Annotated in this window: 12 protein-coding genes; 3 read left to right on the top strand and 9 right to left on the bottom strand. The window is 66.4% G+C overall.

Annotated elements, in window-relative coordinates; all coding sequences use genetic code 11:
- Positions 1 to 105 precede the first annotated feature (105 nt).
- The 3 genes from IFE19_RS07160 to parC all read right to left on the bottom strand — a co-directional run bounded on the left by IFE19_RS07160 (position 106) and on the right by parC (position 4008).
- Entirely contained in the window at positions 106 to 1128 is a 1023-nt protein-coding gene (locus IFE19_RS07160; RefSeq protein ID WP_207826802.1) for a M48 family metallopeptidase, read from the bottom strand.
- Positions 1129 to 1134: 6 nt separating this feature from the next.
- A complete protein-coding gene (locus IFE19_RS07155) occupies positions 1135 to 1704 on the bottom strand; it encodes a LemA family protein (RefSeq protein WP_207826801.1) in 570 nt (189 codons plus the stop codon).
- A gap of 90 nt (positions 1705 to 1794) precedes the next feature.
- The gene (parC, locus tag IFE19_RS07150; RefSeq protein WP_207826800.1) at positions 1795 to 4008 is read right to left on the bottom strand and encodes a DNA topoisomerase IV subunit A; all 2214 of its coding nucleotides are present in this window, start codon (positions 4006 to 4008) and stop codon (positions 1795 to 1797) included.
- A 112-nt stretch (positions 4009 to 4120) separates the two neighbouring features.
- On the opposite strand from parC, the gene IFE19_RS07145 reads away from it, so the two are divergent.
- The gene (locus IFE19_RS07145; RefSeq protein ID WP_207826799.1) at positions 4121 to 5188 is read left to right on the top strand and encodes an NAD(P)H-dependent flavin oxidoreductase; all 1068 of its coding nucleotides are present in this window, start codon (positions 4121 to 4123) and stop codon (positions 5186 to 5188) included.
- Between the two features lie 31 nt (positions 5189 to 5219).
- Here IFE19_RS07145 and recO read toward each other — a convergent pair whose 3' ends face one another.
- Together recO and IFE19_RS07135 are read right to left on the bottom strand one after the other, a co-directional pair.
- Entirely contained in the window at positions 5220 to 5951 is a 732-nt protein-coding gene (recO, locus tag IFE19_RS07140) for a DNA repair protein RecO (RefSeq protein ID WP_207826798.1), read from the bottom strand.
- Positions 5951 to 6430 (bottom strand): nuclear transport factor 2 family protein, encoded by a 480-nt coding sequence (locus IFE19_RS07135; protein WP_207826797.1) that lies wholly within the window; start codon positions 6428 to 6430, stop codon positions 5951 to 5953. The genes recO and IFE19_RS07135 overlap by 1 nt, the downstream gene beginning before the upstream one ends.
- 107 nt (positions 6431 to 6537) lie before the next feature.
- Between IFE19_RS07135 and IFE19_RS07130 the strand changes: the two genes are divergently transcribed.
- Complete coding sequence (locus IFE19_RS07130; RefSeq protein WP_207826795.1) at positions 6538 to 6978, top strand: VOC family protein; 441 nt, start codon at positions 6538 to 6540, stop codon at positions 6976 to 6978.
- A gap of 114 nt (positions 6979 to 7092) precedes the next feature.
- Entirely contained in the window at positions 7093 to 8601 is a 1509-nt protein-coding gene (locus tag IFE19_RS07125; RefSeq protein ID WP_207826793.1) for an acetyl-CoA hydrolase/transferase family protein, read from the top strand.
- 47 nt (positions 8602 to 8648) lie between these two features.
- On the opposite strand, the gene IFE19_RS07120 is transcribed toward IFE19_RS07125, so the two are convergent.
- Genes IFE19_RS07120 through lepB form a run of 4 tightly spaced genes read right to left on the bottom strand, consistent with a single transcriptional unit; the run spans position 8649 to position 12494 of the window.
- Complete coding sequence (locus IFE19_RS07120; RefSeq protein ID WP_207826791.1) at positions 8649 to 9887, bottom strand: serine hydrolase domain-containing protein; 1239 nt, start codon at positions 9885 to 9887, stop codon at positions 8649 to 8651.
- A 17-nt stretch (positions 9888 to 9904) separates the two neighbouring features.
- The gene (gene era / locus IFE19_RS07115; RefSeq protein ID WP_207826790.1) at positions 9905 to 10858 is read right to left on the bottom strand and encodes a GTPase Era; all 954 of its coding nucleotides are present in this window, start codon (positions 10856 to 10858) and stop codon (positions 9905 to 9907) included.
- Complete coding sequence (rnc, locus tag IFE19_RS07110) at positions 10855 to 11568, bottom strand: ribonuclease III (protein WP_207826788.1); 714 nt, start codon at positions 11566 to 11568, stop codon at positions 10855 to 10857. Before rnc ends, era begins: the two co-directional genes overlap by 4 nt.
- Entirely contained in the window at positions 11568 to 12494 is a 927-nt protein-coding gene (gene lepB / locus IFE19_RS07105) for a signal peptidase I (protein WP_207826787.1), read from the bottom strand. Before lepB ends, rnc begins: the two co-directional genes overlap by 1 nt.
- Positions 12495 to 12518: the final 24 nt, after the last annotated feature.

Below are 12518 nucleotides of genomic sequence, written 5' to 3'. Positions count from 1 at the left end.
CATCCGACAAGGCCGCCTCGCCGGATCGCCAAACATTCAGCCATCGCGCCGACACCCCTCATCCGGCCCTGACGGGCCACCTTCTCCCTCAAGGGGAGAAAGGCACTACGTCGTAGGAACCGCCGTGCTGGTGCGCGTCGGCCCCCACGGCCCCTGGTCCCGACCGCCGGCGAACTTCACCAGGGCCGCGATCCGCTTCTCGATCGGCGGATGGGTCGCGAACAAGCCGGCGAAGTCCGCCTTGTCCGCCGTATTGTCCAGGAACATGCCGCGCAGTTCGTCAGGCGCCTCGATCTTGGACTGGCCCGACACCTTGCGCAGGGCCGAGATCATGGCGTCGGGGTTCTTGGTCAGCTCCACCGCTCCGGCGTCGGCCACATATTCCCGCGTCCGCGACAGGGTCATGCGGATGACGGTCGCCAGACCAAAGCCGATCACCCCGATGGCCAGACCGATCAGGATCAGCGGCATGGCGTTCTTGTTGTCCCGGCTACGCCCGCCGCGCATGTAGAAGAGGCTGCGGAACACCAGTTCGGCGATCACGCTGATGATGCCCGCGAAGATCGAGGCGATCACCATGGTCCGCACGTCCTTGTTGATGACGTGGGTCAGCTCGTGCGCCAGCACGCACTCCATCTCGTCGCGGCTGAGGGTCTGCATCAGCCCCCGCGTGACAGTGACGCTGTAGTTCCCCTCATGCAGGCCCGAGGCATAGGCGTTCAGCGACGGGCTTTCGATGATCCTCAGCGTCGGCGTCCGCAAACCACGTGAGATCGCGAGGTTCTCCAGCAGATTGTAGAGTTCCGGCTCGATCCGCCGCTCGACCTTTCGCGCGCCCGTCATGGCGTCGATCATCACCTGATTGCCGAAATAGGCGATGACGAACCAGACGGCGGCCGCGACCAGAGCCGTCGGCACCGTCCAGCCCAGCATGGACGCCGCCAGCGCCAGATCCTGCGACAGACTACCACCCGAGTTGGGCAGCAAACCGAACCCCATCATCAGCACCTGAATCCCGAACAGAATCAGGACCAGCAGCACCGGAAACCCGGCCAGCAGAATCGCCGACCGGGTGTTGTTTTGCCAGATGTGGGTCTTGAGGCCGACGGCCTGACCGAAAACCGCCATCGGGGCCTAGAACTTCACCGTCGGCGGGGCCGCGTTCAGGGCGGCGCGCTCGCCCTCGCCCACGTCGAAGAAGGGCTTGTCCGCGCCGAAGCCGAACATCCCGGCGAACAGGACGGTCGGGAACTGGCGGCGCACGGCGTTGAATTCGCTGACGGCGTTGTTGAAGAAGCGGCGCGCGGCGGCCAGCTTGTTCTCGATGTCCGACAGATCCATCTGCAACTGCTGGAAGTTGGCGTTGGCCTTGAGGTCCGGATAGGCCTCCGACACGGCGAACAGACGGCCCAAAGCGCCGGTCAGCATGTTCTCGGCCTGCACCTTCTCGTCGACCGTGCGGGCGCCGGCGGCGGCGGCGCGGGCCTGGGTTACGGCGTCCAGGGTGCCGCGCTCATGCGTGGCGTAGCCCTTCACCGTCTCGACCAGGTTGGGGATCAGATCCTGACGCTGCTTCAACTGCACGTCGATGTCCGCGAATGACTGATTGGCCGCCTGATCCAGCGCCACCAGCCTGTTGTAAGCGCCGACGACGACGAACAGCAGAACGACGACGATGACGCCGATGATGATCCAGGTGATCATTGAAATCTCCAGCCCCGGCCGGATCGGCCTTGGGCGAGATTATCGCAAGGGCTGACGGCGACCTCCAATGAAATCGCCGTCACCTTGGCGTCAGCGGAACTTGCGCATCCCGCGCGGTCCCTGGCGACCAGCGCCAGCGCGTTTGCCCAGCCAGTCTTTCCAGTCGGGCCAGTTGCGACGCCGACCGCCGCCATCGGCCCACTCCGGTCCCGCCTCGGCGTTGAACACCGAAACATCGACCAGACCGCCCTGCTTGTAGTTCTGCAGCTTCACGCCCTTGCCCCGACCCATTTCGGGCAGTTCGGCCAGCGGGAAGATCAGCGCCTTGATGTTCTCGCCGATGACCGCGACGTGGTCGCCCTGCGGGTTCGACGGAATGCGCAGCATCGACAGCATGTCGCCGTTCAGCACCTGCTTGCCGCCGCGCTTCTGGGCCAGAAGGTCATTCTCCGGCGCGACGAAGCCGTAACCGGCCTTGGACGCGACCAGAAGCTTTGCATTGGGTTCGTGCGCCACGACGTTGATAATTTCGGCCTTTTCGTCGAGATCGATCATCAGGCGCAGCGGCTCGCCATGACCCCGGCCAGAGGCCAGCTTGTCGGCGCCGATGGTGAAGATACGCCCGTCCGACGCCCCGATCAGCAGCTTGTCCGTCGTGAAGGCGGGCACGAGGAAGTCCAAGCTGTCGCCTTCCTTGAACTTTAGCTCCGACGGGTCTTCGACCTTGCCCTTGGCGGCGCGGATCCAGCCGCGCTCCGACAGGATGACGGTGATGGCTTCGCGCGGGATGAAGGCTTCGGGTGCGACGAAGGCCGAAGAGTCCACCGCCTCGCCGATGGTCGTGCGGCGCGGCGAGATCAGGGCCTTGCGGACCGCCTCCAGTTCCTTGGAAATGGCCTTCCACTGCTTGCCTTCGGACGAGGTCAGCGCCTTCAGCGCCGCAAGTTCCGCCGACAGCTCGTTGAATTCCTTCTCGATCGTCATTTCCTCAAGCCGCGCCAGCTGACGCAGGCGGGTGTCGAGGATGAAGTCGGCCTGGACCTCGGTCAGGCCGAAGCGCGCGATCAGGACGGCCTTGGGCTGCTCCTCCTCGCGGACGATGCGGATCACCTCGTCCAGGTTCAGGAAGACGATGCGCAGGCCTTCCAGCAGGTGCAGTCGCTTCTCGACCCGTTCGATCCGCCACTGGCTGCGGCGGTTCAGCACCTCGCGGCGGTGATCGAGGAAGGCGCGCAGGCAGTCCTTGAGGCCCATGACGCGCGGCGTGCCGCTGGCGTCCAGCACGTTCATGTTGATCGGGAAGCGGACCTCCAGATCGGACAGCTTGAACAGGCTCTCCATCAGCATCTCAGGCTCGATGGTGCGGTTCTTGGGCTCGAGGATCAGGCGGATGTCTTCCGCCGACTCGTCGCGCACGTCGCCCAGCAGCGGCGCCTTCTTGTTCTCGATCAGGTCGGCCAGACCCTCGATCAGACGGCTCTTCTGCACCTGATAGGGCATCTCGGTGACGATGATGCGCCAGACGCCGCGCCCCAGGTCCTCGGTCTCCCAGCGCGCGCGCAGGCGCACGCCGCCGCGACCTGTCTCATAGGCGTCGAGGATGGAGGCATGACCCTCGACCGAAACACCGCCCGTCGGGAAGTCCGGTCCCGGCACGATCTGCACCAGTTCCGCGGTCGTCGCCTCGGGCCGTTCCAGCAGCAGCTGGCAAGCATCGATCAGTTCGCCGACGTTGTGCGGCGGGATCGAGGTCGCCATACCCACGGCGATGCCCGACGACCCGTTGGCCAACAGGTTGGGGAAACCGGCCGGCAGAACCACCGGCTCCTCGTCCTGATCGTCATAGGTGGGGCGGAAGTCGACCGCGTCCTGATCAATCCCGTCCAGCAGAAGGACAGCGGCGGGCGTCAGCTTGCACTCGGTATAGCGCATGGCGGCCGCGCTATCGCCGTCGATGTTGCCGAAGTTCCCCTGCCCGTCGACCAGCGGATAGCGCTGGGCGAAATCCTGGGCCAGCCGCACCAGGGCCTCATAGATGGAGGCGTCGCCGTGCGGGTGATAGCCGCCCATGACCTCGCCGACGACCTTGGCGCACTTGCGCGCCGCCGCCTGCGGGTTCAGCCGCATCTGGTGCATGGCGTACATGATGCGCCGGTGCACCGGCTTGAAGCCGTCGCGCACGTCGGGCAGCGCGCGGTTGGTGATGGTCGACAGGGCGTAGGCCAGATAGCGCTTCGACAGCGCATCGCCCATCGGCTCTTCGACGATGCGGCCGCCTTCGGGCGTCGGGGTGTGGATGGTCATGCGACTTCGAATCGGTGATCTGAACGACAAAGTCTAGCGCAGCGCGCGGCTGACGCGGGGACGATCCGCGCCTATCTGTGGAGCGCCGTCGTCGAAAAGGCAGAAACCGCGCATGAAGACCGCCCTCACCGACCGCCTCGGACTGGACCTGCCCATCGTTCAGGCGCCCATGGCCGGGACCTCGACGCCCGAACTGGCGGCGGCCGTGTCGAACGCCGGAGCGCTCGGCTCCATCTCCATCGCCGCGGTCGATGCGGTCGAGGGGCGACGCCAGATTCAGGCGTTGAAGGCCCTGACGACGCGCCCGTTCAACATCAATGTCTTCTGCCATGCCCCGACGCCGCCCGATCCCTCGCGCGACCGCATCTGGATCGACAGCCTGCGCCCGATCTTCACCGGGTTCGGCGTCGCGCCGCCCGAGACCCTGAACGAGATCTACAAAAGCTTCCTGACCGACGACGCCAAGATGGCCGTCCTGCTGGAGGAAAGGCCCGCCGTGGTGAGCTTCCACTTCGGCCTGCCGCAATCTGACAGGATCGCGGCGCTGAAAGCTGTCGACTGCATCCTGATCGCCAGCGCCACCACGCCGGACGAAGGCCGTCAGGCCCAGGCGGCGGGGATCGACATGGTCGTCGCCCAGGGGGTCGAGGCCGGCGGCCATCGCGGCGTCTTCGATCCCGCCGACGACCCGCGCTTCGCGACCCTGCCCCTGACCCGTCTGCTGGCCCGCGAGCTGGATGTCCCGGTCATCGCAGCTGGCGGGATCATGGACGGCGCGGGGATCGCGGCGGCGCTGGCGCTGGGCGCAGCGGGCGCGCAGCTGGGCACGGCCTTCGTCTCCTGCCCCGAGTCCGCCGCCAACGCCGCCTACCGCGCGGCTCTGGCCGGTCCTCGCGCCGAGCGCACCCGCGTCAGCCCGGTCATCTCGGGCCGTCCTGCGCGCGGCGTCGAAAACACCTTCATGCAGCGCGCCGACGAGGCCCTGACCGCCGGCTATCCCTATGCCTATGACCTCGGCAAGGCGCTGAACGCCGCCGCCAGCCTGCAGGGCGATGACGGCTACGCACCGCAATGGGCCGGTCAGGCTGCGCCGCTGTCCCGCGCCCTCCCCGCCGCCGAACTGGTCTCGGTTTTGAGAAGGGAAATGCGCGAGGCGATCGCGGGGCTGCCCCGCCCCTGACTTCGCCGGGAAGAGCGGGGTGGTTGGCGGACTAGAGCCGGCCCGCCTCGGCCAACCGCTCGATCATCCACACCCGCGCGGGCGGCAGGGGCTTGTTCAGGGCGTGAAAAACAAACTGCTCGAGGAAATGCCCGGTCAGGTCCAGCCCCGCCTTCACGTCGCCTTCGCTTAAGCCCGCCTGCGCCCCCAGCATGAAGGGCGGGAGGTTCAGCAGCTTGTCGGCATAGGGCGCGCCCGCCTCGCGGCTGACGGCGCGGCCCGTGCGGGGGCTGACGTAGATCAGGTCATCCATCGACCCGGTCGCGGCGCAGCGCGACAGGTCCAGACCAAAGCCCAGATCTTCCAGCAGCCCCGCCTCGAACCGCACGAAGATGGCGGGCCAGACCTCGGGCATGACGAAGGCCCCCATCAGGGCCTCGAAGGCGTAGAAGGCGCCCGGATGCGCCTCTCGCTCGGGCAAGGCCCCTTGCGCCACCGCAGCGGCGGCGTTCAACCCGACCAGAGCCAGGGGATCGTCGAACAGGGCCGCTGGCCCCTCGCCCACCGGCTCCAGCCTTGCAGACCCCAGTTGGTCCGAGGTCCGCGACCGCAGATCGGCCACGACCCGCGCTCCGGCCTGCAGGAAGGGCCGCATCTTGCGCGACGCCCCGCCGGCGACATAGGCGGCACGTCGCCCATGCCGCTCGGTCAACAGCTCGACCACCGCCCCCGTATCCCCATGCGCCCGCGCCGACAGGACGAAGGCGTCGTCCTGAACCTCCATCAGTCGGCCTTGATCACGCCGACGACGGCGCGCGCCTTGTCGTTCGGTACGGCGAAGCTGAGGACATACTGCTCGATCTTCCAGCCGTCCTCGGTCAGGCGCAGCACGCCCGACCCGCGCGTGGTCCCATAGGCGTCGTTGTCCAGCACCTCGTCGAACCAGGCGACGCAGCGGCAGGCGATGGGGGCGATGGTCACGGTCCGCGTCACCGGCCGATAGGTCCAGCCCTTACCCTGCGAGAAGTAGGGCATGGCGTAGGCCCTGAACTCCGGCAGGGTCCACCGCTCGGTCGCGTCCGTGCCGATGAAGCGGCCGTCCGCCGTGAAGGTCGCGAAATAGGCGTCGCCGTCGGCCCGCGACGCGGCGGCGTGCATGGCGTCCAGCACGCGGTTCACTGGCGCGATTTCAGCCTCGGGCGCAGGCGCGGCCTGAACAGGAGCGGCGGACAGTTGGAGCATCATCAGGGCGACGGTGATCATGCCTTTGTTCTAGTCCTGTTCTCGCGACGACGAAAGCTCCCGCTTTGACGGAAAGATACGCGACGCCGCGCGTTCAGACCTCCAACCCGACAACCCGGAGAGGTCTCATGAAGATCGTCACCAGTCTCAGCTTCCAGGGCCAGTGCCGCGAGGCGCTGGACTTCTACGCCCGCGTCCTGGGCGGCAAGGTCACGGCCGCCTTTCCGTTCGGCGACGGCCCGCCCGACATGCCGGTCGATCCCAAATACAAGGACTGGCTGATGCACGGATGGCTGGAGGTCGGAGATCAGGCCATCATGGGGGCCGACATGCCGCCCGAGTTCGCGCCGAATATCGACAAGCCCAAGAACGGCTTCGACGTCTCCTATCACACCGACAATGTCGCCGAGGGTCGCCGGGTGTTCGACGCCCTGTCCGAGGGCGGCAAGGTGGGCATGCCCTTCGCCGAGACCTTCTGGTCGCCCGGCTTCGGCAGCTTCACCGACAGGTTCGGCATCCCCTGGATGGTCAACACCAATCCCACGTCGGACTGGAAACCCGGCGGCTGACGACCTTGTGATCACGGACTGTTACGACCAAAGCCGTATTGGAATCAGGGTGATGCGGCGCCTATGTCCGCGTCCTTCCCCGAGCCCTCCCCGGCTCCAGTCGTCAGGTTTCCGATGTCCCGCGTCCGCAACCCCGCCCTCAAGTCGAAGATCATGTCCGCCCAGGACGCCGCCGCCCTGATCCCGGCCAATTCGACCGTGGGCATGAGCGGCTTCACCGGCTCGGGCTATCCCAAGGTCGTGCCCATGGCCCTGGCCGAGCGGATCGAGGCGGAGCACGCTGCGGGCAATCCCTTCAAGCTCAAGGTCTGGACCGGCGCCTCGACCGGCCCGGAACTGGACGGCGCCCTGGCCAAGGCCGACGGTATCGAGTTCCGCCTGCCCTACAACTCCGACCCCATCGCTCGCGAGAAGATCAACAAGGGCGAGATGGAATACCTGGACATGCACCTGTCGCAGGTGGCGCCGGTAGCCTGGCAGGGTTTCCTCGGCCCGCTGGAGACGGCGGTGGTCGAGGTCTCGGGTATCCGCGAGGACGGGGCGCTGATCCCGTCGTCCTCGATCGGCAACAACAAGACCTGGCTGGACCGCGCCGACCAGATCATCCTGGAGGTCAACAGCTGGCAGAACGCGGCGCTGGAGGGGATGCACGACATCTATTACGGCACGGCCCTGCCGCCGGCGCGCGTGCCGATCCCACTGACCAAGCCGACGGACCTGATCGGCGAGACGGTGTTCCGCGTCGATCCGTCCAAGATCGCCGCCATCGTCGAGACCGACAGCCCCGACCGCAACCTGCCCTTCGCCGCGCCGGACGCCAGCGCCACGGCCATCGCCGGGCACCTGATCGAGTTCCTGGAGCATGAGGTGAAGCTGGGCCGCCTGCCCGCCCATCTGCTGCCGCTGCAATCGGGCGTGGGCAATGTCGCCAACGCCGTACTGGCCGGCCTTCAGGACAGCCCGTTCGAGAACCTGACCGCCTATACCGAGGTGCTGCAGGACGGGATGCTGGACCTGCTGGACAGCGGCAAGCTGACCGTCGCCTCCGCCACCGCCTTCTCGCTCAGCCCCGAGGCCGCCGCCGATCTGAACAGCCGCATGGAGCAGTTCCGCGGCAAGATCATCCTGCGCCCGCAGGAAATCTCGAACCACCCGGAGATCATCCGCCGTCTGGGCTGCATCGCCATGAACGGCCTGATCGAGGCGGACATCTACGGCAACGTCAACTCGACCCACGTCATGGGCTCGCGCATCCAGAACGGCATCGGCGGCTCGGGCGACTTTGCGCGGAACGCCTACATCTCCTGCTTCGTCACACCTTCGACGGCCAAGGGCGGCAAGATCTCGGCCATCGTCCCCATGGCCAGCCACGTCGACCACATCACCCAGGACGTGCAGGTCATCGTCACCGAACAGGGCCTTGCCGACCTGCGCGGCCTATCGCCCAAGCAGCGGGCCCAGGTCATCATCGCCAACTGCGCCCACCCCGACTACCGCGACGCGCTGAAAGACTACTACGACCGTGCGCTGAAGGGCTCCTACGGCCTGCAATCGCCGCACCTGCTGACCGAGGCCCTGTCCTGGCACCAGCGCTTCATCGAAACGGGGTCGATGAAGCCGTAAGTCGCTCTTCCCCTCCCCATTTCATGGGGAGGAAATCAGAGCGCTATCTAGCGGTTCAGCCCCGTCGGGAACTCACGCCCCAGGGCCTCGGCCATGGCCTGCTGGCTCAGCATGAAGACCAGGTCGCGCTGGTGGTAGTTGTTGGACAGCACCACCACGGTCACGTCGGCCTCGGGCTGATAGAGGACCAGGTTGCGGAACCCGGCCCAACTGCCCGTGTGATAGATCTGCTTGTCGTCAAAGGCGGGCGTCACCTGCTCGCCCAGGCTGTTGACGTAGATGCCGTAGCCATAGGCCCGATGCGCGCGGCCCCGCTCCTTGGGCGTGCCTTCGGGCGCATGGTCGGCGATCATCTGGGCGTAGGAGGCGTCGCTGAGGACATGACCTCCATGCAGCGCCCGGTTCCACACCAGCATATCGTCCAGCGTCGAATAAAGGGCGCCGGCGCCGAAGACGACGCTGACGTTCGCGATCGGCTGAGCCGCCAGCCCGCCGGGGAAGTTGGCGTAGCCCATGGCCAAACCCTGGGCGTCGGCGTGGGCGTCCGACCCCGTATCCTTCAGGCCCAGCGGTTTCAGGATGGCGTTGTTCAGATAGGTCTCGAACGGCTTGCCGCTGGCCTTGGCCACGATCTCGGCGGCCAGATTATAGGCGGCGTTGTCGTAGCGGATCTTGGTCCCCGGCTCAAACTGCAGGCCATAGCGGGCCGAGGTCTCGGTCAGTTCCTGCGGCGTGCGCGGGGTGATGCGGATGCGCCCCCACTCGGACTGTGCCATCAGGTCGGGAATGCCCGAGGTATGCGACAGCAGGTGGTGGATGCGCAGCGGCTTCCACGCATCCGGGCAGGCCTCGATCCATTTGCAGACCGGGTCGTTGACCGTGAGTTTGCCCTCGTCCTGCAGCTTCAGGATGGCGGCGGCGGTGAACTGCTTGGACACCGAAGCCAGGCGGAAGCGGGTGTCCAGCTGCAGCGGCTGATCGTTCTCGTAGTTCGCCTTGCCATAGACCTGACGGAACAGGACCTGATCGCCCTTGGCCACCAGGATGGCGCCCATGAACTGCTTGTGCTCGCCCAGATAGTCCAGCCGCGCCTTCAGTTGCGGCAGAGCCTCGACCACCTCGACCGGCGGCCGTTCCGGCAGCCTGGGCTTCGCGACCGCCGCCTGGGTTTCAGGCGCAATGGCGTGGACGATCCAGGCGCCGGCGCCGGCGGAGGCAAGGGCGACCGCGGCCAGGGATCCGAGGAACCAGGGCCGCCCGCCTGCGGACTTGGGAACTACAAACACGATACTGAACTACGATCCTAGACGTCGAACTCCAGCCCGAACTGGGCGTAAAGGGCGCGGCTGTCCTGCCATTTCGGGTCGACCTTGACGGTCAGAAACAGGTGAACCGGACGGTCGAGCAGCTCCATCAGCTCCTCGCGCGACTTCTGGCCGATCCACTTCAGCGTCTGACCGCCCTTGCCCAGAACGATGGGGCGCTGGCTTTCGCGTTCGACATAGATGGTCTGTTCGATACGGGCCGAACCATCGGCCTTTTCCTCGAAAGCCGTCGTCTCGACCGCCGCCGAATAGGGCAGCTCTTCGTGGACGCGCAGATAGACCTTCTCGCGGGTGATCTCGGCAGCCAGCACGCGCACGGGCACGTCAGCCGACTGATCTTCCGGGTAGAGCCACGGACCGGCAGGCATGGAGCGAGCCAGACGTTTCTTCAGGTCGTCCACGCCGTCGCCGCTGAGGGCAGAGATCATATAGACCTCTTCATAGACGCCGGTTTCGAACAGGCGGTGCGACAAGGCCAGCAGGGTGTCGCGGCGCATCCCATCGATCTTGTTCAGACCCAGGATGACCTTGGTCCCCGTCGCCTTCAGGTTGGCGATGATGGTCTCGGTGTCCTCGGCCGACTTGCGGTCGGCGGGGGTGCCGTCACGGCCTTCCGAGGCGATGTGCGACGGGGCGTCGATCAGGTGCAGCACCACGTCGGCGTCCTGCGCCCCGCCCCAGGCCGAGGCGACCATGGCGCGGTCCAGACGGCGGCGCGGCGTAAAGATGCCGGGCGTGTCCACCAGGACGATCTGGGCGTCCCCCTCGATGGCGATGCCGCGCACGGGGAAGCGCGTGGTCTGGACCTTCTGGGTCACGATCGAGACCTTGGAGCCCGTCAGGCGGTTCACCAGCGTCGACTTGCCGGCGTTGGGCGCGCCAATGATGGCGGCGAAGCCCGCGCGCTGATTGGGGTTGAGGGTCTCGGTCAAATTACGCCTTCTCGTTTCAACAGCGCCGTGGCGGCGGCTTTCTCCGCCTCCTGACGCGAACGTCCTGTTTGTTTCACGGGGTCGAAGCCGACCACCGTCGCCTCGACCACGAAGGTCGGAGCATGATCTGATCCGGTGCGTTCCACCACCCGATAGGTCGGCAGCGGACGCCCTTGGGCTTGGGCCCACTCCTGCAGAGCGGACTTGGGATTGGTCAGGGCCGGCGCCGGAGGAGACGCAAACTCCTCGGCCCAGGCGATATCGAACATGGCCTTGGCCGCCCCCAGACCGCCGTCGCGATAGACGGCCGCCAGAATAGCCTCTACAGCATCGGCGATGACTCCGGCCTTTCTGCGGCCGCCCGTCTTGGTCTCGCCCGCCGACAGGCGCAGCGCCGCGCCCACACCCAACCGCTCGCCGACACGAGCGCAGGCGCTCTTGTCCACCAGGGCGTGCAGGCGGGCCGACAACTGACCTTCGTCCGCCGAGGGAAACTCGCGCGTCAAACGGTCAGCGACCAGCAGGCCCAGCACCCGGTCGCCCAGGAACTCCAGCCGCTCGTTGTCGGCGGGACGGCGACCGTCCGCCTGTCCCCCGCCCTCGCCCACGCTGGCGTGGGTCAGGGCGCGTTCCAGCAACGACGGATCAGCAAAGTCATGGCCCAGCCGACGCCGGAGCGCGGCGACGGCCTCGGCCCGAACGTTCGCCATCAGTCCAGGATCTTGAAGAACCGGCTGGGACGCAGGTTGGCGAACCAGCTGACCGGGTTGAACAGAGACGCGCCCGGCGACCAGGAGAACATGATGATCTCGGCCTTGCCGACCAGGTTCTCAGCCGGAACCATGCCCACGCCCGCCGACATCTCGACACGGCTGTCAATCGAGTTGTCGCGGTTGTCGCCCATCATGAAGAAGTGGCCGCTCGGAACCTCATAGACCGGGGTGTCGTCCAGGTCGCCCCCCGGACCGAAGTCCTGGGTCATGAAGCTCTTGCCGTTAGGCAGGGTCTCGCGGACCTGTGTCACCGGACGCGGGCCGAACATATCGGCCATCTCGGCGCGGCTGACGACGACGTCCTTCACCGGGGCGCCGTTGATGTAGAGCTTATTGGCGATCATCTGCACCTTGTCGCCCGGCAGGCCGATCACGCGCTTGATGTAGTCGGTCTTGTTGTCGCGCGGCAGCTTGAACACCACGATGTCGCCGCGCGTCGGGTCCTTGCCCAGGATGCGACCGTCGAACAGCGGCGGGCTCCACGGGATCGAGTGCTTGGAATAGCCATAGGACCACTTCGACACGACGATGTAGTCGCCCTCATAGAGGTTGGGCTCCATCGAGGCCGACGGGATGGTGAAGGGCTGGAACAGCAGCACCCGCAGCACGAAGGCGATCAGCAGGGCGAAGACGATGGTCTTGATGATCTCGACCGTCTCGTTGCTCGCGGACTTCTCTTTTTTCACACGTTTGGCTTTCTTGGGACGCGGCGTGGCGTAGATCGGCTTGTCGCTGTCGAGGGCTTCGGGATCGTCGCCCATGTCGAAGGGGGCGTCACCGTCATCGCTCCAGATCGGTCGTTGCTCGGTCGGATCGATGGCAGGATTGCCGGCGTCGCCGTTCGCCTTGGGGTCGTCGCTCATGGTCTGCTCGAATCCCCCACAGAA

Source organism: Brevundimonas pondensis (assembly GCF_017487345.1).
Lineage (GTDB): Bacteria > Pseudomonadota > Alphaproteobacteria > Caulobacterales > Caulobacteraceae > Brevundimonas > Brevundimonas pondensis.
Note: the sequence above shows the minus strand (reverse complement) of the source record. Positions and strands in the feature narration are given on the sequence as shown.

Excerpts from the sequence above, each read along its gene's own strand:
- recO (WP_207826798.1), bottom strand. The coding sequence starts at position 5,951 with ATGGAGGTTCAGGACGACGCCTTCGTCCTGTCGGCGCGGGCGCATGGG.
- IFE19_RS07125 (WP_207826793.1), top strand. The coding sequence starts at position 7,093 with ATGTCCCGCGTCCGCAACCCCGCCCTCAAGTCGAAGATCATGTCCGCC.
- IFE19_RS07130 (WP_207826795.1), top strand. The coding sequence starts at position 6,538 with ATGAAGATCGTCACCAGTCTCAGCTTCCAGGGCCAGTGCCGCGAGGCG.
- lepB (WP_207826787.1), bottom strand. The coding sequence starts at position 12,494 with ATGAGCGACGACCCCAAGGCGAACGGCGACGCCGGCAATCCTGCCATC.
- rnc (WP_207826788.1), bottom strand. The coding sequence starts at position 11,568 with ATGGCGAACGTTCGGGCCGAGGCCGTCGCCGCGCTCCGGCGTCGGCTG.
- IFE19_RS07145 (WP_207826799.1), top strand. The coding sequence starts at position 4,121 with ATGAAGACCGCCCTCACCGACCGCCTCGGACTGGACCTGCCCATCGTT.
- parC (WP_207826800.1), bottom strand. The coding sequence starts at position 4,008 with ATGACCATCCACACCCCGACGCCCGAAGGCGGCCGCATCGTCGAAGAG.
- IFE19_RS07155 (WP_207826801.1), bottom strand. The coding sequence starts at position 1,704 with ATGATCACCTGGATCATCATCGGCGTCATCGTCGTCGTTCTGCTGTTC.
- IFE19_RS07160 (WP_207826802.1), bottom strand. The coding sequence starts at position 1,128 with ATGGCGGTTTTCGGTCAGGCCGTCGGCCTCAAGACCCACATCTGGCAA.
- IFE19_RS07135 (WP_207826797.1), bottom strand. The coding sequence starts at position 6,430 with ATGATCACCGTCGCCCTGATGATGCTCCAACTGTCCGCCGCTCCTGTT.